Source organism: Microvirga yunnanensis (assembly GCF_025460875.1).
In genome coordinates, this window is record NZ_JAMXFI010000092.1 from 1 (window position 1) to 22,053 (window position 22,053).

22 protein-coding genes are annotated in these 22,053 nt (G+C 60.8%); 9 read left to right on the plus strand and 13 right to left on the minus strand.

All coding sequences use genetic code 11. The features are described 5' to 3' along the window. Positions 1-319: 319 nt before the first annotated feature. The 4 genes from repB to NF876_RS43610 all read right to left on the minus strand — a co-directional run bounded on the left by repB (position 320) and on the right by NF876_RS43610 (position 3,972). Positions 320-1,336 (minus strand): plasmid partitioning protein RepB, encoded by a 1,017-nt coding sequence (repB, locus tag NF876_RS31180; RefSeq protein ID WP_247654404.1) that lies wholly within the window; start codon positions 1,334-1,336, stop codon positions 320-322. Beyond that, positions 1,336-2,547, minus strand: coding sequence for a plasmid partitioning protein RepA (gene repA / locus NF876_RS31185; RefSeq protein WP_210808440.1), 1,212 nt, complete (start codon positions 2,545-2,547; stop codon positions 1,336-1,338). Before repA ends, repB begins: the two co-directional genes overlap by 1 nt. A 600-nt stretch (positions 2,548-3,147) precedes the next feature. Beyond that, on the minus strand, positions 3,148-3,630 hold the full coding sequence (locus tag NF876_RS43605) for a tyrosine-type recombinase/integrase (RefSeq protein WP_373696747.1): 483 nt from the start codon (positions 3,628-3,630) through the stop codon (positions 3,148-3,150). A 150-nt stretch (positions 3,631-3,780) separates the two neighbouring features. Further along, complete coding sequence (locus tag NF876_RS43610) at positions 3,781-3,972, minus strand: hypothetical protein (protein ID WP_371823174.1); 192 nt, start codon at positions 3,970-3,972, stop codon at positions 3,781-3,783. 497 nt (positions 3,973-4,469) lie between these two features. On the opposite strand from NF876_RS43610, the gene accD reads away from it, so the two are divergent. Together accD and NF876_RS31200 are read left to right on the plus strand one after the other, a co-directional pair. Then, positions 4,470-5,423, plus strand: coding sequence for an acetyl-CoA carboxylase, carboxyltransferase subunit beta (accD, locus tag NF876_RS31195; RefSeq protein WP_210808438.1), 954 nt, complete (start codon positions 4,470-4,472; stop codon positions 5,421-5,423). A 245-nt stretch (positions 5,424-5,668) separates the two neighbouring features. Beyond that, the gene (locus NF876_RS31200; RefSeq protein WP_210808436.1) at positions 5,669-5,914 is read left to right on the plus strand and encodes a hypothetical protein; all 246 of its coding nucleotides are present in this window, start codon (positions 5,669-5,671) and stop codon (positions 5,912-5,914) included. Positions 5,915-6,210: 296 nt separating this feature from the next. Here NF876_RS31200 and NF876_RS31205 read toward each other — a convergent pair whose 3' ends face one another. Further along, positions 6,211-7,119, minus strand: coding sequence for a recombinase family protein (locus NF876_RS31205; RefSeq protein ID WP_210808434.1), 909 nt, complete (start codon positions 7,117-7,119; stop codon positions 6,211-6,213). On the opposite strand from NF876_RS31205, the gene NF876_RS31210 reads away from it, so the two are divergent. Beyond that, on the plus strand, positions 7,120-7,317 hold the full coding sequence (locus tag NF876_RS31210; protein ID WP_262265625.1) for a hypothetical protein: 198 nt from the start codon (positions 7,120-7,122) through the stop codon (positions 7,315-7,317). 509 nt (positions 7,318-7,826) lie between these two features. Next, the gene (locus NF876_RS31215) at positions 7,827-9,023 is read left to right on the plus strand and encodes a L,D-transpeptidase family protein (protein WP_247654405.1); all 1,197 of its coding nucleotides are present in this window, start codon (positions 7,827-7,829) and stop codon (positions 9,021-9,023) included. Between the two features lie 70 nt (positions 9,024-9,093). Here NF876_RS31215 and NF876_RS31220 read toward each other — a convergent pair whose 3' ends face one another. The 3 genes from NF876_RS31220 to NF876_RS31230 all read right to left on the minus strand — a co-directional run bounded on the left by NF876_RS31220 (position 9,094) and on the right by NF876_RS31230 (position 10,857). Continuing rightward, positions 9,094-9,741, minus strand: a complete 648-nt coding sequence (locus NF876_RS31220; RefSeq protein ID WP_210808446.1) for a hypothetical protein — start codon at positions 9,739-9,741, stop codon at positions 9,094-9,096. A gap of 228 nt (positions 9,742-9,969) precedes the next feature. Beyond that, complete coding sequence (locus tag NF876_RS31225) at positions 9,970-10,452, minus strand: hypothetical protein (RefSeq protein WP_262272107.1); 483 nt, start codon at positions 10,450-10,452, stop codon at positions 9,970-9,972. A gap of 246 nt (positions 10,453-10,698) precedes the next feature. Next, on the minus strand, positions 10,699-10,857 hold the full coding sequence (locus tag NF876_RS31230) for a hypothetical protein (RefSeq protein WP_210808450.1): 159 nt from the start codon (positions 10,855-10,857) through the stop codon (positions 10,699-10,701). Between the two features lie 519 nt (positions 10,858-11,376). On the opposite strand from NF876_RS31230, the gene NF876_RS31235 reads away from it, so the two are divergent. Next, positions 11,377-12,522, plus strand: a complete 1,146-nt coding sequence (locus NF876_RS31235) for a GGDEF domain-containing protein (RefSeq protein ID WP_210808452.1) — start codon at positions 11,377-11,379, stop codon at positions 12,520-12,522. Between the two features lie 198 nt (positions 12,523-12,720). Here NF876_RS31235 and NF876_RS31240 read toward each other — a convergent pair whose 3' ends face one another. Beyond that, positions 12,721-13,023 (minus strand): LuxR C-terminal-related transcriptional regulator, encoded by a 303-nt coding sequence (locus NF876_RS31240; protein ID WP_210808454.1) that lies wholly within the window; start codon positions 13,021-13,023, stop codon positions 12,721-12,723. A 128-nt stretch (positions 13,024-13,151) separates the two neighbouring features. Then, complete coding sequence (locus tag NF876_RS31245) at positions 13,152-14,201, minus strand: helix-turn-helix domain-containing protein (protein ID WP_210808456.1); 1,050 nt, start codon at positions 14,199-14,201, stop codon at positions 13,152-13,154. 656 nt (positions 14,202-14,857) lie between these two features. Between NF876_RS31245 and NF876_RS31250 the strand changes: the two genes are divergently transcribed. The 3 genes from NF876_RS31250 to NF876_RS31260 all read left to right on the plus strand — a co-directional run bounded on the left by NF876_RS31250 (position 14,858) and on the right by NF876_RS31260 (position 15,794). Further along, positions 14,858-15,130 carry a hypothetical protein gene (locus NF876_RS31250; protein ID WP_210808458.1) on the plus strand — a complete coding sequence of 91 codons (273 nt, stop codon included), beginning with the start codon at positions 14,858-14,860 and terminating at the stop codon, positions 15,128-15,130. A gap of 325 nt (positions 15,131-15,455) precedes the next feature. Then, a complete protein-coding gene (locus NF876_RS31255) occupies positions 15,456-15,614 on the plus strand; it encodes a hypothetical protein (protein WP_210808460.1) in 159 nt (52 codons plus the stop codon). An 18-nt stretch (positions 15,615-15,632) separates the two neighbouring features. After that, positions 15,633-15,794 carry a cyclic nucleotide-binding domain-containing protein gene (locus tag NF876_RS31260; protein ID WP_210808462.1) on the plus strand — a complete coding sequence of 54 codons (162 nt, stop codon included), beginning with the start codon at positions 15,633-15,635 and terminating at the stop codon, positions 15,792-15,794. A 347-nt stretch (positions 15,795-16,141) separates the two neighbouring features. Here the strand turns inward: NF876_RS31260 and NF876_RS31265 are convergent, their stop codons facing one another. Continuing rightward, positions 16,142-18,118, minus strand: a complete 1,977-nt coding sequence (locus NF876_RS31265) for a PhoX family protein (RefSeq protein ID WP_210808464.1) — start codon at positions 18,116-18,118, stop codon at positions 16,142-16,144. A gap of 569 nt (positions 18,119-18,687) precedes the next feature. Between NF876_RS31265 and NF876_RS31270 the strand changes: the two genes are divergently transcribed. Continuing rightward, entirely contained in the window at positions 18,688-19,437 is a 750-nt protein-coding gene (locus NF876_RS31270) for an SGNH/GDSL hydrolase family protein (protein WP_210808466.1), read from the plus strand. Between the two features lie 496 nt (positions 19,438-19,933). Here NF876_RS31270 and NF876_RS31275 read toward each other — a convergent pair whose 3' ends face one another. Continuing rightward, positions 19,934-21,004, minus strand: a complete 1,071-nt coding sequence (locus NF876_RS31275) for a medium chain dehydrogenase/reductase family protein (protein ID WP_210808468.1) — start codon at positions 21,002-21,004, stop codon at positions 19,934-19,936. A 232-nt stretch (positions 21,005-21,236) separates the two neighbouring features. Next, complete coding sequence (locus NF876_RS31280) at positions 21,237-22,031, minus strand: class I SAM-dependent methyltransferase (protein WP_210808470.1); 795 nt, start codon at positions 22,029-22,031, stop codon at positions 21,237-21,239. Positions 22,032-22,053 lie beyond the last annotated feature (22 nt).

Below are 22,053 nucleotides of genomic sequence, written 5' to 3' on the forward strand. Positions count from 1 at the left end.
TTTTTGACCCGCGAGGGCGCGGACGGGCTCGGGAGCGCTTATTCTAAGCCATTTCAGGAGGCGCCGTGAAAGCTCTCGCTGCTCTTCTGGTTAACGCGTCCGCGTGAAAGACGCCCTCAAACGATCAATTGAGTACGACGTCCGTCTCTGTACAAGACCAACATCAGAGATAGGCAACGCTCTAACCTACGCTCTCCCCTCCCCTCTTCCGCTGACTTTATTGTCTACATGGCGCACAACCGCCTGTTAGTTGTCCCGGTTGGGAGTGGATTGCCGGGACAGCTACGAGGACATCCTCGGAAGAGTTAGAGATGGAAGTTCATTTAGACTGGCTTCCGACGAACTCCTCGTAGAGGCTTTGCATCCTCCCAATCAGAAACTGTCCGAATTGAGGAACTGCCTTCTCATCGATGACGAGCGAAAACTTCTTGTCCGCCTGGCTGTATTTGGCCAGACGGATTCCATCTGCTGAAACCCATTGTTCTGTCTGAGGCGAAACTGGGCGTTCAGTCAGAAGAACCTTCAGGGCAATTTCAAATCTCTTGTCGCTGATCGCATTTTGGGCTTCTGGAGATTGGAGAACCTGCCGAAGTCCGGCCACCTTTTGGGCAGTCAGTTTTTCACTGAACTCTTGCCAACGCCGTTGGCCTATCGAAGGTGCATATCCAATTGCGTCAATGATATCCGTTGGGACATTCTTGATAGAGTTGATCAGCCTGGAAAGATAGGTCTTGTCGACGCACAGCGCCTGTTGAATAACTTCTCGGGAGAAGCCTGCGTCTTCAAGTCGAAGGGCAAAGCGAGCCTTCTCAATGAACGTCAGGTTTGTGCGTTCATTGTTCTCCTGCCCCTGAGCAACCACTAACTGCTCGTCGGTCAAAGGTCTGATTACGGCGCGAACTTTGATGCCAAGTTCAGTGACAGCCCGGAGGCGTCGGTGACCGTATGCGACCTGATAACGTCCCTGCTCTTTCGGATGTGGGCGCACAAGGATAGGAACCTGTTGCCCGTTGCTTTTTATAGCCTCAACGAGCTTTGCATGATCCTCTTCGGTATAAATCATCCTGTCGCGGACGAAGGATACATCAACGTCGGCAGGTTCGAGCTCGACGATTGTCAATCCCTCTGCGAGGCGCCTTTCCATCTCCTCAGCTTTTTGGGCCTTTTCAGTGATGGCTCCTAGCGACTCGGTGATTGCACCGAGTGCGCTAGCCATCCGCGGCGGCTTACGTTCTTTCCCAGCGAAGGGTCTCTCAGGCGCCATCGCGGCCGGAGGTTCGCCCCCAGCCTGCGGGATCGGTACTGCAAGATCTCCGAACAGGTTCTTACGCGACATCACACCCTCCCCCATGCCTTGCGGATCAGATCTTCGATCTCGCTGTTCACTGCCGTCAGGGACTCGAGAGCCCTGTCGTATGTACCTTTGGTAAATTGCGAGCGTTCAATTTCATAAAGGGTCTGCTTAGTAAGACCCGCGTCGGAGATGGCAGTGCTCTTGAGCATTGGATTGTTGAGCACCCGCGTTCCGAACATCGATCGCATGAACCCAACCATCTGATTTTGGGGGCCATCACCGGGTTCAAAGCGCGTGACCAAGTAGCCCATCCAGTCATAGTTTGTTGAGCCGCCGGCGTCTGATACGACACCAAGGAGATCGGCAGTCATTCGAAGGAACTGCGACATGGACATGACGTCCATCATTTGAGGATGGACAGTGATGAGAACGGAAGTCGCTGCGCAGAGAGCTGAAAGTGTGAGAAATCCCAGCTGAGGCGGGCAGTCAAAGATCACGACGTCGTACTCATCAGCGATAGGCGCCAATGCTTGGCCAATGCGAGAGAAGAAGAGCGATCCTGCCTGAGTTTTATCAGCAAGGACTTTTGGCGTGTCATGCTCAAATTCGGTCACCTCAAGTTGGCCCGGAATGATGTGAAGTCCAGGCAAGTACGAGGCGCGGATGACTTCGGTAATGTCCACTCGTTGGTCATCGTAGCGGATTGCACCGTAGATCGTCTCGTTTTCACCAACATCGAATTCAGGCTGGTGCCCCAGCATTGCCGACATGCTCGCCTGACCATCGAGATCCACTGCAAGGACCCTGTACCCTCTAAGGGCGAGGTACTGGGCTAAGTGGGTAGCTGTAGTGGTCTTCGCGCTTCCACCTTTGAAATTCATTACGGAAATGATCTGGAGCTTCTCACCGTCCTTTCGTCGCGGGATGTAGGTCCGAGAGCCCTTCGTGCCCTCGTCAAGGAAGCCGCGCAGTGCATTCATCTCCTCTACGGAGAAGGTCCGTCTCCCATTTGGCGCTGGCTCCGGAAGTGGGGCTTTGCCTGTAGTAGCGAGTTGGCGAATGTATCCTTCGTGGATACCGATAAACTTGGCGGCTTCAGCTGACGTAAAACGACGCAGACGTTTTTGTGCTGTCGGGGGAAAGATGCGCTCTTGGTGAGCTTTCAATTTGGCGGAGATTTCCTGTGCATCCCGTTCGATCAGTAGGCGCAAGTCATTCGCCTCGCTTGGGGACTGTGCGTGCTGGGCTTGCATCGGCTGAGCCTTTCCGAAGATGTTAACGCTGATCGGGCTCAAACCCGAGAATTAGCGCTGATGCTCATACAGCCGTAAATTCGTTAATCGCGAGTTAATAGATCGAGCGATTTGGCTCGGGAAATCGAACGAAGTTCGAGTTCTCGTCGCATGCATCCGGGCTGTAAGCGGCCTATGCAGGGACCGTTCAGGCGATGGAAGTTGAACATGTTCAACTCACGATAGCGAAATAAAGTTACATGATGCGCAGGGTGATCAGGGTTGGAATTGCGTGACCTTAGTCCAACTGTCTTTCTTGGTTTATGAACTCCCCTCACCTATCAACTTTGATCGTCAGGCTGTGGTTGAGCATGTCCACCCCAGAAGTTGATCTGCCAAAGCGAGTGGCATCTCAGCGGAGGTTGAACATGTTCAACTCGGAACCAGCTTGGTTGCAGGGAAGCTACGTGCTCAGGCTGCCCTCGTCACACTAGGACTAAGGCTGGTCCTGCGACTTCATCTTGAACCCAGTTGAACATGTTCAACTCGGGGCTGGAGAGCGCAGGAGCAGCAAGGTCTTAGTTCCCTCATCACAGTGGCCGAGAGCAAGCAGAATCGTGCCTAGATGTCTATTCGGACTTCCCTGCTCTGAGTGTGCTCCTGCTTGTCGTATCCGGAGGCCTGTTGGACCGATCTATGTGCTGATTGACGCATCGCGTCGACCAGCGGGATCCCGTCGCGTCCGGCTCGAGTCATGAAGCCGGACCGCAGTCCGTGGGCGCTGAAATCCGCCAGCTCCACCCCCGCCATCCGGCAGCGCTTCCTGAGAATGAGGTTGACCGACTGCGGAGTCCGTGAGTTGGCTCCGATGGAGCCGTCCTTGCGAACCTCCCTGAAGATCGGCCCGGAGGTGATGTTGGCGGCCTGCATCCATTCGTGAAGGGCAATAGCCGCACGGCCCGCAGCGAACACGAAGGCACCCTGCCCTGCCGTAGTGGTTTTCGGCCGGCCGAGAGCAATGCGAACACAGCGCGCCGTTGGCGATGCGGGGTCCGCCGGCCGCAGCTTTATGGGATCGGCCACGCCGACCTGGGAGTGCCTCACGGTCGCTACCTCACTGCGCCGCCGCCCGCTGGCCTCAATCAGGAGGATGGCCTGATCGCGGAGGTCAACAGCTTTGGAACCGCTACAGGTGGCCAAGGGTTGGTCGAGGATATCGCGGGTGACGGGCTTACGGCTCTTGCTCTGAGGATCTCAAGCTGAGGTCTTCATAGCCGAGTAGAGAGCCTTCCTGATGCCAGGCTGCTCGAACGGCGGTTCAACGCCTTTCCACTGGTGCTGGGTCGACCAGTTGAAGAGCCGCCGGGAGACCGTCTTGGGAGCATGGGGCCCTTTGACCTTGAGGATCTTCCAATCCCAGTGGCCTTCGGTAAAGTCGTCAAGCATGCCATGAGCCGCATCGATGGCGCTCTGACCCAGGGCCCACATATGGTGGCAACGAACTTCGGGACGAGCTCGGGATCAGCCGGCCATAGGAGTGGGCCTCCGGTTGCGGCGCGGCACAAAGCCTCGAGATTGGCGAGATCAGAGGCGAGGGCGCGCAGCGTGTTGACGCCCATCCTGGTACCGGCAAGATGCTTCAGGGTGGCAACATCGGCGTCGGTCAGCACCGCAGCATTATGATCAGCCGCCGCAATCGGAAGAACGGCCGCTTAGGCGTCGAGTTCTCTTGCCCGATTGAGCTGTATCGCGGGCCCGCCAACGCTCTTTGTCCCTCATTTTGCAGTGCCGTCTTTGGATCTGCCCTAGCCGGGCTATGGCAGAACCCCTCTGGCTAGTGAACTGTGACTGAGCACTCAGAGAGGGGTCGACCAGTTCGGCGTCGCACTCCTGCTGCATTCCCATGGTCTGTGCCGCGCCGGCAGATACGGAAGGAACGCCGCATGAGCTGGATTACCGATGTCGCGCCAAAGATCAAAACCCTGTTCAAGCGGGATGCGCCTGACACTGACAGCCTTTGGATCAGGTGCCCAGATTCCGGGCAGGTGGTGTTCCAAAAGGACGTTGAGGCCAACCAGTGGGTGATCCCAGGCTCTGGCCACCATATGCGCCTGTCGGCGATCCAGCGCCTAGCGCTGACCTTCGATGGGGGCCAGTGGACGGATGTGCCAGTCCCGGAGGGAGAATCCGATCCGCTGAAGTTCCGGGACACCAAGCGCTACACCGACCGCCTGAAGGAGGCCCGGACGAAAACCGGGTTAGCCGACGCGATCAAAGTCGGCACAGGAACCGTCGAAGGCCTGCCGATGACAGTGGCAGCCCATGACCCTGACTTCATCGGCGGCTCGCTCGGGGTGGCTGCCGGGGAGGTGTTCATCCGGTGTGCGGAAACGGCGATAGAGCGAGGCACTCCCTATGTGGTGTTCACCGCCTCGGGTGGAGCCCGGATGCAGGAGGGCATGCTGTCCCTCATGCAGATGGCGCGCACCACGGTTCTGATCCAGCGGCTGCGCGAGGGAAAGCTACCCTATATCGTCGTTCTCACCAACCCAACCACGGGCGGTGTGACGGCGTCTTATGCGATGCTGGGCGATGTCCATATGGCCGAGCCAGGAGCCCTGATCGGTTTCGCCGGTCCTCGGGTGATCGAGCAGACGATCCGCGAGCACTTGCCTGACGGATTCCAGAGGGCCGAGTTCCTGAAGGAACACGGCATGGTCGACATGGTAGTCCACCGCCATGATCTGCGCTCGACACTGGCGCGCCTGTGCAGCCTCCTTATGCGACTGCCTGCTCATGGGACCGGGACGACGTCCGATGCCTTGGCGGATGACTGGTCGGATCATCATGAGGCTGACCGTCCGGCACCTTCCGTTGAACAGAGCAGCCCTCTGTAAGGGGAGGGGCCATTCTCTCGCGCAACCATCAGGACCGTCACCGTTTTGGTTGAAGGACGAAGGCGAGGCGGCCACTATGGTTAACGAGAGGGAAACGGACTGGAGGCGGAATGGCGCGAAACCCGGTTCGCGATGAGCGACAAGGGGACCTGTTCGGAGCACCTCCGCCACCTGCCAAACCGGTCCACCGGACCTCCCCGGCGAGGCCAGTGCGTGAGGAGACCCCTGCGCCGGAGCGAGTGTCGTTGGGCACGCTCGGCGCGAAGGCAACCAGGCCCGAGATTGACGAACTCTTGGATGGCATGCCGGATCAGGAACTGGCCTATCTCGCGGTAGAGGCTACGCGGCTCGTGAAGCGCCGGCTCGTCCGAGGGCAGGGGAGGGGGCTCCGGCCAAAAGGCGCCGGTAGAGGCAGGTCGCCTCTTGATGATGCCCTCGTTCGGATTGGCGGCGAGCTGATGGAGTTTGAGGACCCGGGCGAGACATGGTGAGTGAATGGGAGCAGGTAGCCTCCTTAAGCGGCATGGGTCACCGTGTAGGGCGATGTTGGGAAGCATCGCCGCCAAACTGTGGAAGTCCACGAGGGGCAGGGCAGGGCGCTCGAAGCTCTAATGAGATGGCTCCGGCGGAAGCGCCGTCGCGGCTATGGAATTCGAGGCTCGGAGCTCAAGTTAACCTACCGGCGACCTGTCCACGACCTGCTGGCAGGTCATCATGATCTACCAAGGGTGGCACAAGCTATCCAAGTGTCGCACTTCGAACACAAAATCTGGTGACAGCATCGCGATCACTGGATTTCAGGGACCGCGAGGCCCATTTTGCGGGCCCGGTCGAGTTGGAATTTGACCGAGCTGGCCTTCCATTCTCTCCCGCCGCGTGGCGTCCGCTCCCGCATTCCTTCGAGCTGAGCGCCGATCTCACGCAGGGTGAGGTTCGGGTTAGAGATCGCGATGCCAGCAATGAGAGTCATGATTCGGTCGTCCGGCGGCCGCCTTCCGGCTTTCTGTAACAATTCCGGCTCAGCCATCCGCTCGGTGACCAATCGCTTGACTGCCCTTCGGAGGCTTTGATCCGTCCACCGCTGGCCTCGTGCATTCAGCACCTGCACGACATCTCGCCAGCTGTGGTCTGGCCGCATCTGGCGGACAACGGGAAGCAAGGAACCGGCTGCCGTCAAAAGGTCGCCCAGATAGACGCGGTCGCGGGCGAGGGTGGTCTTGCGGATTGCCTCCGGCCGTCCCTCACGCAACCCTGGGTTCCCCGGCCTCTTCCCCTTAGCCACTGCCGCCTTCATGCCGGCCTTCGTGCGCTCCGAGATGAGCGATCGCTCCAGCTGAGCGACGGCGCCCAGGACCTGCAGAGAGAACATGCCTTGCGGGGTCGACGTGTCGATTGGATCCCTGAGGGATTTGAAGTGGGCACCTTTCTCCTCAAGCGTCTCGATCACTTCGAGCAGATGGCTGACCGACCGGGCCAAACGATCGAGCCGAACTACCACGAGGACCTCATCTTTCGAAATCTCGCGGATGAGCCGCGAGAGAACCGGCCGAGTTCGGGAGGCGCCGGACCCGTGCTCCTGATGGATGACCGCGCAGCCGGCAGCCTTGAGCTCGTCGAGCTGAGCGTCCGTTGCCTGCTCCTCGGTTGAGACGCGGGCGTAACCGATCAAGCGTTGCCGAGTGGGGGAGGGAGTCATGTGTCAATTTCTGATGAGATTTCGGCTCTTTGTACATATTTTGCGATCACGAGAAAAGGATCGTTTGAAGACGATTTCCAAGATATTTTGTTAATCAGCGGGGGAGGGGAAGGCTTCCCCTGGGCGGGAGAAAATGCTTTCAAAACAAGGGCTTTAGCGGATCAGTCGATGACGAAAGGTCGATACAAGCCTCTGTGATCAGATCCCAAACGAAGCCGCTGACGATGTCGTCCCACTCAACAGGTCGCATCCTAAGGAAAGGCAGTAGTCAATTCCAGTTTAGCTTCCTTTGCTGTCACCTCTCCTTATTATATCAACGGTTTAGATCTCGGAACGAAGCGTAGCTTTCTGGGTAAGCGGGTCAGTTGGAGGCAAGCCTCAGGTTACTAGGGCCACGAGGATGACGAGGGGCGGAATTCGCGGCTGAGCCCGTTCAGTCCGAGCCGACCCCGAGATAAGTGAAGAACGACAGCCCGAGCATCACATCACGCCCCAGGCGGGCCAGCAAAGCGTCGAGTTCTTTGTAGCCTGTGTTAGCCAAAGATTGGGTTGAACCGTCGCCCCGTCCGCTCAGTCGATCAACCGACTATCCTGAGCTGCCGGCAAGCCACTTGTTGCCGCAATTCCCTGCAAATGGCAGTCTCGTCCCGTTACATACGCCATAAGTGCCCGTTCCACCCAATAACCGAAAGCCGCCTGTGATCTCCATGCTCAGATGGTCACATCTGCCTGTTTTGGCTCTCATAGCTGCTGCCCTGAGCGGGCAGGTCGCGGAGGCTGCGCCCGGATATCCGAAGCACGAAACTCCCATCCCGCCGGCAACGATGGCCCTGATGAAAGGGAACAACACCGCTCCCGCGGAACCGATGCTGATCCGCATCTACAAGAAGGAGGCGGAGCTCGAAGTCTGGAAGCGCAGCACAAGCGGGCGCTATATTCGCCTCAAGACATTTCCCATCTGCCGCTGGTCAGGCCAACTCGGTCTCAAGCAGAAAGAGGGCGACCGGCAGACTCCGGAAGGCTTCTATGCCGTCACCGCAGCCCAGATGAACCCGAAGTCCAAGCACTACCTGTCCTTCGACACCGGATTTCCCAATGCCTACGATCGGGCGCATGGGGCCACTGGATCCGCCCTGATGGTTCACGGAACCTGCTCGTCCGCCGGCTGCTATGCCATGACGGACGCGGGAATGGCGGAGATATACGCCCTTATGCGGGAGGCGTTCAGAGGTGGCCAGAAGGCTGTCCAGTTGCAAGCCTATCCGTTTCGCATGACGGCGGAGAACCTCGTTCAGCATCGCCTGGATCCGAACATCACGTTCTGGCGCCAGCTCAAGGAGGGCTCCGACCGCTTCGAGGCCACTCGGGAAGAACTCGCCGTGGGTGTCACGGCGGGGCGATACACCTTCCGGCCGACCAAAAGCCTGGACACGGAAGCAGAGGTATTGGCCTACCGGGCCATGGAAGACGACCATGTGACGGTGTTGCTGGAGGAGGGCAGGGCGGCCATCCGGACCACCTATGCCGATGGCGGGCAGCATCCGTCCTTCACGGCCCTGTGGCGCCGCGGCGTCTCCTTGGGTGAGGTCAGCCGTCCAGAGGCTCTGGCCTATGCCGGCCTCGAGCGTGTGATTGCGCCCGCGCCGGCGCCACGACCGGCGTGTTCCGGACCAGGTGCCTGCACACCATCATCCGCTGACGCAAAGGCGGTCTCTTCCCCAGCCATGGGAGAACGGCTCGTCGCCATCGCGCCGCGGGACGGCCCGTCCACGTGGCTGACGGAACTGCCGTCGCTGTTGACGTCCGCCGCAGTCGATGGCGCCGCAACGAGTTTCACCCATGACCATCCGATGATCCTGGGAGCGCAGAAGATCGTGCCCGCGCGTTTGGAAAAGCACACCTGATGGGAACACGGCTTGGCGGGCCTGAGCGATCTGAAGGCTGTCATCGCCTTGGCCGGGCCTCGAGTGCTACCTAGCGGACGGAGGCCCAACGAATGGGCTTGTAGTTCTTGCCCTTGAGCTTGGCTTGCCCCCAGATGGATTCGAGGTAGCCAGCATCCCCGAGGATGATGCCGTCCAGTTTGGCCGCCCGGTTGATGTCGACGCTGTCCTGCTTGCCCTTGAGCCGTTGCGTGTCCCTCGTGGACATCCGGGTGACGAAGGTCACGACGAGGCCGGGAGAGCCCTCTACCTCGTAGGCGTTGAACAGGCGCAGACCATCCGGCTTCTCGTCCATGAGCCGTTCGACGAAGGCGAAGCCATTGTTCTGCGCATGCATCCGGATGTCCGCGAGGGTGGTCTCGCCATAGCGGAAGCCAGGAAAGTCAGCGGGCTTGCCATCAGGCCGACCGCCCCAGGTCTTTTCGGCATAGGCGATCCGGCCATTCGCTGGATCCGTCGCGAGCGCGAGCTTGTTCCCGTCAGACAGTCTCCACCTGACCTCCTCGTGGGGCCCTGCGGCAACTCTGGAGGCTGGCTTGCCCGCGATCCGCGATGCTGTGGTGATTTCCTCCCCAATGCGGATGCCGTTCAGGCTCTGAGCCTGCGTTTCGGCCGTCAGGACAAGAAAGCCAAAGGCGGGGAGCGCATGCCGCGCGACAATGGAGGGGAAGTTTCTCATGGCGGTTATCGGCAAAGGAGGCCGACAACCTACCTTTGACAGGACTTTCGTCAACCAGACTTAGCCATTCCTTGGGCATTCGCGGATCCATGGTTGCAGAAGGATCACAGCTTCTGGCTGCCCGTCGGCGCTGGAGAGCGCTCTTCACTGCCGTGGCGTTTCTCCGGCACGGGACGATCCCCGGCCCGATGCACGACGAACCTGACAAGGGACTGGTAGATTCTAATCTCAATCGCGAAGAAGCTGTTTCCACGCCCGGATCTGCCGATCAGAGCAGAAGCGCGGCGGATCTCCGAAGAGACGCCAATACCCGATGCCGGTCTTGGGATTGAGCATCCAATACCCGACAGACTGTGGGATCGCAGGTGGGGCCTCGTCCTCGATCATCCAGAGGATCACAGGCACGCCGTCCCGCGGCGCTATGCTGATTGAGGACCAGCCCTCCCTGAGCGGCTCCATCGACATCGTCGGTTGGGTCTCCAGCGTGACTGCGGCCTTTGTCTGCCGCCTATGGATCTCACCTGCGGGTGGCTGAATGCGTGTTTCTTCCCGCAACGTCATGTCGGGATCAAAGACAGTCAGACGGAGCTCGACCGGTTCGAGAACCAAGCTGTGGCCATCCTGGCGCTCGGTCTGACACAGACCGGCGTGAGCTATGCGATCGTGATGCAAGTGTTGCTCTAAGACGTCCGCCGTGAGCGTTTCATCCACGGTCTTCGCAGAAATTCACGGTCCGAATGCAGCGAAGGCCTCGAGGGGCAACCTGAGGCCGTGCCTGTGCGGGAGCGATGGGCTGCATCGATAGCCCGAGCGCCTGGGCTCGACCATCACAGGGCCTAATTTTGTGCTTGGTGCCGAGCAGCGTTAACGGCCATCCCCCGATGGCTGTATGGCTTGCTTCAACGAGGCATATCAGAAATCCGCAGCGCATGTTGCACGCCCAGGGGGCTGCACCGCTTATCGGCGATCCTCGTGTGTCGCCAACTCGTCCAAGTGCTGGGCCGCCTCGAACAGGTGAAACTTGGCTTCGAGGAGCGAGACCTGCTCGGCAAGGGTGCGGATCGTCTCCGCCTGCTGGCGATACTCGGCCGCCTTGTCGGGGCGGAACTCATTCATGTCTCATGTCTCCGCTGGCGTTTCTCGCCGACCAACGGTCAAAATGGACCATGGTTCGCCGTTCCCTAGGACGGGGCGAGAGTTCTCGGCTTCGATTTTCTTGCCGGCTTCTTCACATGCGTTGAGGCAGAGCCATGATGACAGGTCCATGCTGATAGGTGGAACAGGGTCGCTTTTACCGTGGGTTCCTCAAGCCGCCCTGGTCACATACCCGCCTGAACCGCGCACCTGCCGCGGATCGGGCTGAAAGAGAGGCCGAAATCGACATTCCGCCTGGGCTGCGACCGCCTCTCAGGTCTTCCCGTTCAGAGGCACAAATCCCGGCTTCACAACGTGAACCGTCTGACCGGATCATTCCGGAACACCGTCAGTGACGTGTGACCTGCGGGTCACCACGGGCCCGTCGCCTTGCGACCGGGCCCGTTCCGTTTGATCCCGGGGAGACCTTGGATTCTCCCTTTCCCTTCATTGCACTTTCGTTCTAAGGCAGAATTTCCTCATCCCGTGTAGACGCGATGCATGCCTGGCCGAAGCTCCATCCCCAGCCCCTTCCGCTCCAATCCCATCCCCGCCGACCTCGTCCGGCTGCTCTATACGGCCCTGCCACAGGTCGCCTCGGTGACCACGGGCGTCGTCGTCGGCGCCTGGCTCATGGCCTGGCGCACCGGATCCGAGTGGGACTGGCTGCTGGCTTGGCTGGCGATCGGCATGGCGGCGGTCCGGCTGGGACTGCTCGCGGCCTTCTATCGGACCGGAGCCGACAAGGATCTCTCGCCCGCAGCCGCGAGGGGATGGGAGTTCGCCTACGGAGCAGGCTCGCTCCTGATGGCCGCCGTCATTGCGGGCATGTCCCTCCGGGCCCTGTCGGGAACCGATGCCGGTGTCCAGTTGCTTTGCCTCGGCCTCACGATGGCGACCTGCGCCGGGCAGTCGTCGACGCGGGTTGCCTGGCGGGCCTGGATCCCGATCAGCACCGGCAGCGTCGTCCTGGCCGCCTTCGCCGGCGGCTGCCTGCTGCACGCCGACGCAAGCTATAGAATCGTCGGGGGTTTGCTCCTGCTGTACGGGTACAGCCACATCGAGGCCTGCCGGCACGGCGCCCGGAACCTCGTGGCCCTGCATCGCGCCCAGCGCAGTCTCGCCCACCGCGCCGCGCATGATGACCTCACGGGACTGCCGAACCGGGCCGTTTTCCGCAAGTGCCTGATGGAGGCTTCCGAGAAGTTCGAGCGCGACGGGCAGAAATACGCGGTTCTCGCCCTGGATCTCGACGGGTTCAAGCACGTGAACGATGCCCATGGCCATGCCACGGGTGACGATCTCCTTCGACAGTTCGCCGATCGGATGCGGCACGCGCTTCGCGAGGGCAATGTGGTGGCCAGGCTCGGCGGTGACGAGTTCGCGGTTCTGCAACGGCCCGTCGCGGAGCCGGATGCTGCCGTGAGGTTGGCCGAGTGTCTCATTGCCGAGATCAGTCGTCCCTATGGTATCGAAGGACGGACCATCGCCATCAACGTCTCCGTCGGCATTGCGATGGCGCCCGAGTGCGGGGACGGGGAGGCTCTCCTGCGCGCTGCGGACGCAGCAAGCTACGAGGCTAAGCGCGCCGGCAAGGGGCTTTACCGCCTCGCCAGTCCTGGCCGGCATTGGCCGATTACGGCATAGCGAAGGCCGCCATGGCTATCCCGGACAAGGGCCTTCGTCGGCTCATGACGCGGTGAGCGGACCTTCATTTCAATTGTTGTTCGTTACTCTTTTGACCCATTGCACACATTCATAATGTTTGATCGTTGGTCAAGTGGCCGCAAAGCGAAATCATTGAAGTGTCGTCCTGCGGTGTACCTCAGTTGCGTCTCGATCAACTTACTTGCTTACGGGCCGACCTGATGACGACCGGGCTGTTCTCGTCTTCAACTTGCCCAGAATGGACTTGATGTGCTCCTTGACGGCAGCCTCGTCGATCTTCAACAGATCCGCAACGGCAGACGCGTTTTGGCCGGTCGCTAGATGCGTTATGATCTCAGTTTCCCTCAGCGACATGCCTGAGGAGGCAGGGCGTCGGTCCTCGTTCGCTGCCTTCGGATGGAAGAACCGAGATGGACTGTACACGGCTTCGATGATGCTGCCGGATGGTTCCCTCCGGCGCCGAATGATCTTTGCGGTCATCGCGGCTGCCCCCTGCAACGGATTAACCCTGTAGCCTGTTTAGCGGATCGGGCGGGGAAATACTTTGCAGTTTGCCTCAAGCTTTGCGCCGTTTATCTCACGCGCGGGATCAAAGGAGGTAGAGCCCATCAGACCTGAAGATATTGGATCCACTCGGCCAAGATTGGCTGGCCAGATCCATTCGAGCCAGGCTGAAGATGTTTGATTGTCCGATGAGCCAGGGCGCCCTCGGCTCGGGCTTCCCGGGGCGACATATCGAACATTCCGCGGAACGTCCGGCTGAAGGCGGTTTCATTGTTGAAGCCCCACGAGTAGGCGATATCCGCAATGGAGCGATGAGCATGGGCTGATGACGTGATCTCGCTGAAGCAGCGGAGCATCCGTCGTGCCCGGATGAACGCCGCTAATCCACCCAATGGCTCGAACATTCGGCCGAGCGTGGCCCTTGACAGTCGGAACTCGCGGCCGATGCCGTCCACCGTCAGCAATGGATCTGCCAGATTGTTGTCGATATAGCGCTTGATCGTCAGGATCAGTGCAGCGCGTTTGGCGATCGTTGTTGTCTCATGAGCGTCGGCCGCAGGGCCGAAACAGGCAGCGACAAGGCTAGCGGTCGCGTTAGAGATACGAGCCCCATCTTCTGAACTGAGAGAGCCTGCCGTCTGATAGACGGTGCTCAGATAGGTGGCGAGCAGGTGGCCGAGAGAGGACTGACCTGAGAGCACAAGGCCATGGAGTCCATCAGGATTCCTCACCAGAGGCTCCAATACCGATCGCGGAACCACGAGACTGAGGTTCTGAAAGGTCTCCGCCCGGGTATGCAGCGTCCGGGACAGATCAAGGATGCTGAGGTCGCCAGGACGGACATGGACCGTTCGGCCCTCTGCATCTCCCGCGTAGCCGCCGACAGGATAAAGCTGCACGAGGTAATGATCGACACCGCTGCGCGCAATCGTCACCGGTGAGCGGCGGAACTCTTGTCCACTCGCTGCCACGCTTCCGAGAAGCAACGGACCAAAGTGGTAACTGTCGATTTTGACCTGGAACGATGCGACGGCTCGGGTATCTGCGACCTCTACGTCAAACAGGGGCGAGACAATGTTGCGCCATATCCAGTATGCCTCCTCCGGCGCGGATACCAGGGATCCCTTGAAAGAAAAGGACGGCAGACTTGGCATAGATCTGAAGGTGCCCCAGAGCTCGTTATAATTCAGATAAGAGCCTGGGAGAAGACTAACAGAACAAGATTGAAAGGCGAGGCTTTGTCAAGGTTAAGATGAACATCTTGTTACTTCGCCGTCTAACCTTTGTGTTCCCTCGGAGACGTGTGGGGGCCCGGAGCTGCCACTAACCGTTTGTTCTTCCCTTGCTTCGCTTTGCCAGATTAAGAAACGTTAACCCGAGACAGATCCGCGAAGTGACCCAGCCTTCGCTGTGCGCAAGCCTTTGTTCGCGGTAGGTTTGACATGCTGTGGTTGGGCCGATGCAGGAGAAACGCCCTCACCGAGGGGTTCTTGCGGACCTCCGGCTGAGAGCGCCTGAGGCCCCAGCCGAGGGAGTCGTGGACCTCAGCCAGGGCGCTGGCGAGGGTAGGGGCCCCGCCTTGATCGGGCTGATACGCGACGCGCCCGGTGCCGGCATCCTGAAACGGACAAGGTTAAATTTCGGTAGCAGCAGGTGCATTCCAGACCGGCGCTTATGCTAAATTGCGCGGCCCCGCTTGGACTTCTGAGCCACCAGGGCGCATAGTGCCGCCATCACAGCCGATCCGAACCCGTAGGCGCCGGTGGCTGAAAGACATGCGCTCCCGCCTGCATGGTCGAGGAGGGTCGCCATGAACGACCTCCAACGAGAACGCGAAGACCTCGTCACCGCAGATCGGCATCTTGCGGCAGGCGAGCAGCGCATCGCCGAGCAACTCGCCCTGATCCAGAGAATGACCCGGGACGGCCACGACACCGCTCTGGCCCGGGATCTGCTGCGCCTGCTCGACGAGACCATGGTGGCCTGGCAGGAACACCGCCAACTCATCCTGGACACGATCGCCCGACATGAGCGGGCTCTCGCCCCTGCGCCTCAGCCGCATCCTGGGCCAGGAGCCTCCTGACCTCGGCTATCTCTCCGGCTGGATGCGGCAGCAGCGGATCGAGCTCCTGCCCGATCCGCTCCATCTCATCGATTTGACGCCGCACCTGTTGCCGGAACTGCACGTGGGCTTTTCGAAGCCGGGCGGTTTCCGCCAGGACAGCCTCGGCGCGCTTGAACAGAGTGTCATTCTCCATTCGCATGGCAGCTGCCCCGTCACTTCGAGCCCCAACGCCTCCTGTGCTGCGGGTCTACCGGAGGGTCGAGCAGCTTGCTCACCCCCGAGCATACGTCGCAAAGGGATAACATAGGTCAACGACAGCCATTCACCTGCCTGAAAGGATGGCTTGGCCATCACCTATGGCCACGGCGCAGGTGTGAGCCTCGGTCCTGCTCCCGCAGGCACAGGAGAGATGGCGATGATGCCCGCCCATTTAGCAACCGACCACCATCCGCTCATCCGCAGGCTGGAGAGCATCTTTTCGCCCAAGGACGACGAGCGGTAGGCGCTGCTTGACCTGCCCATGGAGGTGGCTGTCCTCAAGGAGGATCAGGACATCGTGCGCGAGGGTGACCACCTCTCCCGATCTTTCACGATCCTGAGCGGCTTCACCGGCACCTACAAGACGACCGGAGACGGCAAGCGCCAGATCGTCGTCTTCTGGCATGAGGCAGACGAAAGCTGAACTTCCGTTGCTCATATGGTAAGCTGACCTTCACAAGGCCACGCTCAACGGCTCAGATTGACCGATGCTGTTGAAAAACTCGGCAACTGCCGTTTTTCGCGTGGTCAGCATACAGGATGCTGGGCCTGATCTGGCACGCTGATGCTAGTAATAGATGGACGAGGAAGGCCCCGGGAGTTTTTCAACAGCATCGACCCGCTCCGGACCTTCGCAAACAGCGGGAGCGCAGCGGACGGGCTCCTGCGGGAATCGAGAGCACATGATGTGAAAGCGCTGGGACGCTCGCTGGTTTTGCGGGCGTCCCAGAACTGATTGCAGGCAATGAGCAGGCTGTTGGGCTCCCGGCTTTACACGCCGATCTTGCCGCCACCCTGCCTGGTGATCGCCACGATGGCGGGCCGCGGCGGCATGCCGGCCTTGAAATCCGGCCAGCGGGTCGACGGATCATCAAAGGTCGACGCCCGGCCAAATGCCGGCCAGTCCTGGCCATCCTCGCCCGGATGCTGCACGGCCACGAACATCGTCTCGTCGTCCGGAGTGAAGATCGGACCACACATCTCCGCCCCGGTCGGGCAGCGGAAGAAGTGCCGGGACGTGCCACGCAACTCGCCCTCGGTTTCCATCGCCCAAACGCCATCAGAGCGTCCGGTGGTCACGCCCGAGTTGCCGTCGGTAGTGATCCAGAGCCGGCCCATGTTGTCGACCGCACAGTTGTCCGGCATGCCGAACCAGCCATCCTTCGTGGTGGCCGACGAGAAGGTGGCGCCCACCGCCGCCACCGACGGATCGCCGCAGCGCACCAGGATCTCCCACCGGAACTTCGTCCCGGCATGATCCAGATCGTCAGGGGTCATCTCGACGATGTGGCCGAACTTGTTCTCCGGACGTGGGTTGGCCGCGTTGACCTGATCGGTCTTACGCCGGTCGTTGTTGGTCAGCATCGCATAGACCTTGTTGGTCTTCGGATTGGCTTCCACATCCTCAGGCCGATCCATCTTGGTCGCCCCTAACAGGTCGGCTGCCCGCCGGGCTTCGATCACCACATCGGCCTGCGACCGGAACCCGTTTGCCTCGGTCAGCGGTCCCTGGCCGTGAACCAGCGGCAACCACTCGCCCGTGCCGTCCTCGTTGTACTTGCCAACGTAGAGCGTGCCCTCGGCGAGCAGGTCCATGTTCGCCTGCCGGTCGTTGGGATTCACCGTGTCGCGGGTAACGAACTTATAGATGTACTCGAAGCGCTCATCGTCGCCGGAGTAGACGACATACCGCCCGTCCTTGTTGGTGATGCCGGCAGCACCCTCGTGCTTGAACCGGCCCATGGCCGTGCGCTTCTTCGGGGTCGAGTTGGGATCGAACGGATCGATCTCGACGATCCAGCCGAAGCGATTGGCCTCGTTCGGCTCCTTGGCGAAGTCGAAGCGCTCATGCCACTTGCCCCAGGCATAGCGGTTGCCGGGCACGCCATAGCGCTTGTGATTGCGTGCTTCCGGATGATCGTCGGCGAGCTTGCCCCAGAAGTAGCCGTTGATGTTCTCCTCGCAGGTGACCCAGGTGCCCCACGGCGTCACGCCGCCAGCACAGTTGTTGAGCATGCCCAGCACCTGCTTTCCGGCAGGGTCCGCCTGCGTCTTCAGCCGGTCGTGCCCGGCAGCGGGGCCGGTGATCTCCATCGGCGTGTCGGCGGTAATGCGCCTGGCATATTTGGAGTTCGGAACGAAGCTCCACTTGTCGTTCTGGCGCTGGACCTCGATCACCGAGCCGCCATGGGCGGCCATCTCGATGTCAACGAGTTCCTTCGTCATGCCCTTGAAGTCGGCTTCCTTGGTGTCCTGCATGCCAAGGCCGGGGAACATCAGCTCCTCACTGGTGTACTCGTGATTGGCGACCAGGAGCCCGTGGTTGGAGCCGTCGATGGGGAAGTAGCCGAGGAAATCGTTGTTATAGCCGAACTGCCGGCGCTGCTTCTCGGCCGTCTGAGCCTGCGGATCGAACTCTGTCCCATCGGCGAAGATCGGATCACCCCAACGGATGAGAATGTCAGCGTCATAGCCCTCCGCGATGTGGTGCCTCTCGTCGATACCGGCTGTGACCTCCTTGAAGCTGAAGGTGGGGGTTGCGCCCTGGGCCTGCGCCTTTTCGGCGACGGCCAAGGCCAGGGGGCTGACGGTCGCCGAAATGGCGGTCGCCGCCAGGGCACCCTTGAGCAGATCACGCCGGCTGAACCGGGCGCCGATTACGTCCCCCAGAGTAGCATTCTCTGAGGGATTGCGGCCAATGTCCTCGGATTCCTCATAGGCTTTGGTAGCTGAAATCTGGCGTTCCATTGTTTCCTCTATGTTCTCCTGATCCTTTGGAGTGCACCCGCAGGATGGACGATCATAGTAAGGCGACAAAAGATCGGAGATCCACCCACTCTGTAGGCCGGCTGACCGCCACAAAAGAGGGATCCGGTGTGCTGAACATCTCAAGATGGCACGAGCCGGAAGAAACGCTTTGGTCCTCTCATGAGGTGGTGAACGGACCTCCATTTCATTTGCTGTTCGTTACTCTCTGACCCGTTCCAAACCATCCCGTGTTGGAGCATATGCCTGGACCGAGGGTGTAATGCCATTGGTGCTGAATTCCATAACAAACGGACAGTGAGCCTCCTTAAGTGCTCCCGAGCCTTCGGCAACAGAGTGTCTTGTCAGGGGTATTTGTCCGGGTGTTTGCAGGAACAGAGTGGGTAGCAGGAATCACGTGACGGTCGTCCTGAGTGTATCGGCCGAAAGTATGATTGTAGTAGTCGCAACTCAGCCATGAGGCGTGATCTCTGTTCAGTGGCTGCTTCGGTAGGCTCCTCTGTTGATTGCCAGATCGAATCCAGGGTCGGCAATCAAAGGAGGAAACCCACATGTCTCTCACCCGACGCAGTCTCGTCGGCGCACTCACGGCAGTCGCGCTTCTTACCGGAAGCATTGCGCATGCCGCCGACGGGGCCGCCAAGCGCATCATGGTCTATGGCGACTCCAATACTTGGGGCTATATCCCGGTCGAAAGCGGCTCTACTACTCGCTATCCCAAAGACGTGCGTTGGCCCGGCGTTCTCCAGGCAGCACTTGGATCAGGGTATGAGGTGATTGATGAGGGGCTGAGCGCTCGCACAACCGACATCCCCGATCCGACGCTACCTCATATCTCGGGCGCCGGTCTCGATGGATCCGCCTACTTGTCCTCTGCCCTTGCCACGCACCAGCCGCTTGATGTCGTTGTGATCATGCTTGGCACCAATGACGTGAAGAAGATGTTCGACCGTTCGCCATTCCGGATCGCACTTGGCATGGGTAAACTGATCGACATTGTGGCACAGACCAAGGGCGGCGTGGGAACATCGTATTCCGCTCCCAAGGTTCTGGTGCTTGCTCCACCCCCACTGGGGAAGCTGTTCCCTGAAGGGCGCGCCGAGAGGTTCGCTGGCGGCGTCGAGAAGACGAAAGCTCTTCCTGGTTATTATGAGGCGATTGCCAAAGCGGCAGGGGCCGAGTTCCTTGATGTCGGTCAACTGACAACGACTGACGGGATTGATGGTGTTCACCTCAGCCCTGAGGCTCACAAGGCCATCGGCGCCGGTGTTGCTGAAAAGGTCAAGGCAATCCTGCAATAAGATCTGTTCCTTGGAGGACGGTTCATCACGGTGTGAACTGGACCAAACTCCGGGCCGCTGGTGACAGCGGCCTTTTCTTTGGCCGATTGTTCACCCTCACGGGCACAGGGTAACCCCGCCGCTTGGCCCGTATAATGGCCGCCGCGGCCTCATTTCAGCTACAGCCTTCCACAAATTGGAATCCCGTGTGAAGGCGGAATGTCTTCTGCTGGCACACTTGAGACCTAAGCCGCAAGGCAGCAATTGTCGCCTAACCAGACATTCCGAAAGGGCGGAAATCTCACAGCCTGACCTAAAGACTTGTCCCGACGATGGCGTAGACGTTGCACACGGTCTGGTTATCCGCTAGCGTTCTCCCTTTCGACGTGCCCGTCGTGTTGGCTGTCCTGTAAGGGCGCGACCACAATTACCTCCCGCGTGCTCTCCACAATGACCTGCAATTCGTTCTGCTTCGGCTCGGTAGCGAGCTATGGACCGCAGCCGCGATCATCAGAGGTCATCCGTGCGACGTTCGGGCCGGTGCTCGGTCACGTTGCGGCCCGAGATCCGGGCACAGGACGAGCTTGCCGTCGAGGCCGCCCGCTTCGAGACGGCGGTGCGCCTCGGCGACCTCCTCGAACGAGATCCGCTCGGCAACACGCGGCCGGATCGCGCCTGTCGCCAACATGTTGAAGAGCCGCTCCAGGTCTTCCCGGAACCAAGCCGAATGGCGGGCCCGCATCAGGTTGATCGAGTATAGGCGCAGGCGCTTGCCGCGGGGCAACAAGCTCAGCACCTGCCGCCAGACGTACACGCGTACGAGCCACATCAGGAGGCTTAGGAGGCGACGCTCCGCCTGCACGTTCGCCGAGTAGCCGTAGGCGCAGAGCAGACCGCTGGGCCTGAGCGCCGCGAACGAGCGGCGATAATCGTCCTCACCGACACCGTCGAAGACGACATCGAACCCGCCCGGCAGGACGCGCGTGAAGTCTTCGCGCTGATAGTCGATCGGCGTAGCACCGAGGTCGCGGACAATCCCGGCGTGCTCGCCCCGTGCAGTGCCCCACAGCTCCAGCCCCGCCATCCGGCCGAGCGTCAGCAGCGCCTGGCCGACGGCGCCGGCAGCTCCCTGCACGAGCACGCGCTGACCGCGCTGCACCCGGGCTGTGCGATGCAGGAGCTGGTAGGCGGTGGTCCAACTCAGGATCAGCGTGGCCGCCTCCGCCGGATCGATGCCCGGCGGCACCCGGGTCAGGTCTTTGGCCCGGAGCGTGCGATAGGCGGCATTCGAGCCGACGACCGTCATGTCGGCCACGCGCTCGCCAAGCTGGAAGCCGGTCACGCCGTCGCCGAGCCGATCGATGTCCCCAACCATGTCATAGCCCAGCACGAACGGCGGCTGCAGACGCATCGTTTGTGCGTAGAGGTGGCGCCGGATCGTGACGTCGGTGTATTCGAGGCCCGAGGCGAGCACGCGCACCCGCACCTCGCCCGGACCGGCCGTCGGCAGGGGGGCGTCGACCACCTCCAATCCGTCGGGACCGCCGAAGCGCCCGACCTGAACAACCTGATTGCGCGGCTCCATCATGGGCGTTCTCCTTGCAATCTCGTGATCCAGTGCAAGGACGGAAAAGGCCTGAGCGGCTCCTGTGCCAAGGGTCTACCGCCATGCCGGATGGCGAGACATACAATGCGACATCCTACCCGGCCCGCCTGCCGCTCCGCCTTGATTTATCTCAAATCAGCGAGCCGCCGCGGAGCCGGCATTCACATGTCGGCGACCATGCCCCCGTACGGCCCTATCCTGTAGGTGATCCGACCTAGGTCCAGCATTCGAACGCACCGTCCCGCGCGTGAGCGGCGACGCCCTGGCGCACCGCATCGCGGATGGCCGCCAGTGCCTCTGGCGTCTGCGCCCGGAGCAGGTCCGCCGCCCGAACGGTGCCTTTGAGGAGTATGTCGAAGGGAGCGTCCGGCGGCACCACCCGCCAGACCTGCGGCACCTTGGTGACGGTCACGGACCCGAAGCCGGCCGCCTGGAGACTGCGCTCGCACTGGGCCGGATCGCCGAAGGGGAAGAAGTTGGGGCCCGGCGGCAGGGGAACGTCCATCCGACCGTGGGCTTGCACGGCGCTGTAGATCCACCCGAAGCCGACGCACTCCTGCGGGGAGGCCCAGGTACTGAAGGCCACGCGGCCGGTGTGGCGGAGGACGCGGTATGCCTCGCGCAGAAAAGCGTCCGGATCAGGAAAATGCGGGATGCCAAAGTTGCTGATCACGGCATCGAAGCTGTCGTCGGGCAGCGGGAGGGCACCTGCATCGCCGTGGCGGAACTCGATATCGGGATAAAGCTGCCGCGCCAGGGCGAGCTGGGTTGAGGAGAAGTCAATGCCCACGACCTCGGCCCCGCGCTCGGCCGCCGCCGCTGCGACATAGCCGGGCCCGGTGGCGACGTCCGCGACCCGCGTCCCAGGTCTGACCCCGGTGGCATCAAGAAGTGCCCCGATGGCTTGCACCGTGAGCGGTGAGAAGAGGCCATGATAGGTGGTGGCCACCTCATGATCCGACCAGCCCTGATGCTCGAAGTCCCGAAACGACGTCTTCGTCTCCGTCATCGCAGCCTCCATCGGCTCAGGC

Excerpts from the sequence above, each read along its gene's own strand:
- repB (WP_247654404.1), bottom strand. The coding sequence starts at position 1,336 with ATGTCGCGTAAGAACCTGTTCGGAGATCTTGCAGTACCGATCCCGCAG.
- repA (WP_210808440.1), bottom strand. The coding sequence starts at position 2,547 with ATGCAAGCCCAGCACGCACAGTCCCCAAGCGAGGCGAATGACTTGCGC.
- NF876_RS43610 (WP_371823174.1), bottom strand. The coding sequence starts at position 3,972 with ATGCTTGACGACTTTACCGAAGGCCACTGGGATTGGAAGATCCTCAAG.
- accD (WP_210808438.1), top strand. The coding sequence starts at position 4,470 with ATGAGCTGGATTACCGATGTCGCGCCAAAGATCAAAACCCTGTTCAAG.
- NF876_RS31205 (WP_210808434.1), bottom strand. The coding sequence starts at position 7,119 with ATGACTCCCTCCCCCACTCGGCAACGCTTGATCGGTTACGCCCGCGTC.
- NF876_RS31215 (WP_247654405.1), top strand. The coding sequence starts at position 7,827 with ATGCTCAGATGGTCACATCTGCCTGTTTTGGCTCTCATAGCTGCTGCC.
- NF876_RS31220 (WP_210808446.1), bottom strand. The coding sequence starts at position 9,741 with ATGAGAAACTTCCCCTCCATTGTCGCGCGGCATGCGCTCCCCGCCTTT.
- NF876_RS31230 (WP_210808450.1), bottom strand. The coding sequence starts at position 10,857 with ATGAATGAGTTCCGCCCCGACAAGGCGGCCGAGTATCGCCAGCAGGCG.
- NF876_RS31235 (WP_210808452.1), top strand. The coding sequence starts at position 11,377 with ATGCCTGGCCGAAGCTCCATCCCCAGCCCCTTCCGCTCCAATCCCATC.
- NF876_RS31240 (WP_210808454.1), bottom strand. The coding sequence starts at position 13,023 with ATGACCGCAAAGATCATTCGGCGCCGGAGGGAACCATCCGGCAGCATC.
- NF876_RS31245 (WP_210808456.1), bottom strand. The coding sequence starts at position 14,201 with ATGCCAAGTCTGCCGTCCTTTTCTTTCAAGGGATCCCTGGTATCCGCG.
- NF876_RS31250 (WP_210808458.1), top strand. The coding sequence starts at position 14,858 with ATGAACGACCTCCAACGAGAACGCGAAGACCTCGTCACCGCAGATCGG.
- NF876_RS31260 (WP_210808462.1), top strand. The coding sequence starts at position 15,633 with ATGGAGGTGGCTGTCCTCAAGGAGGATCAGGACATCGTGCGCGAGGGT.
- NF876_RS31265 (WP_210808464.1), bottom strand. The coding sequence starts at position 18,118 with ATGGAACGCCAGATTTCAGCTACCAAAGCCTATGAGGAATCCGAGGAC.
- NF876_RS31270 (WP_210808466.1), top strand. The coding sequence starts at position 18,688 with ATGTCTCTCACCCGACGCAGTCTCGTCGGCGCACTCACGGCAGTCGCG.
- NF876_RS31275 (WP_210808468.1), bottom strand. The coding sequence starts at position 21,004 with ATGATGGAGCCGCGCAATCAGGTTGTTCAGGTCGGGCGCTTCGGCGGT.
- NF876_RS31280 (WP_210808470.1), bottom strand. The coding sequence starts at position 22,031 with ATGACGGAGACGAAGACGTCGTTTCGGGACTTCGAGCATCAGGGCTGG.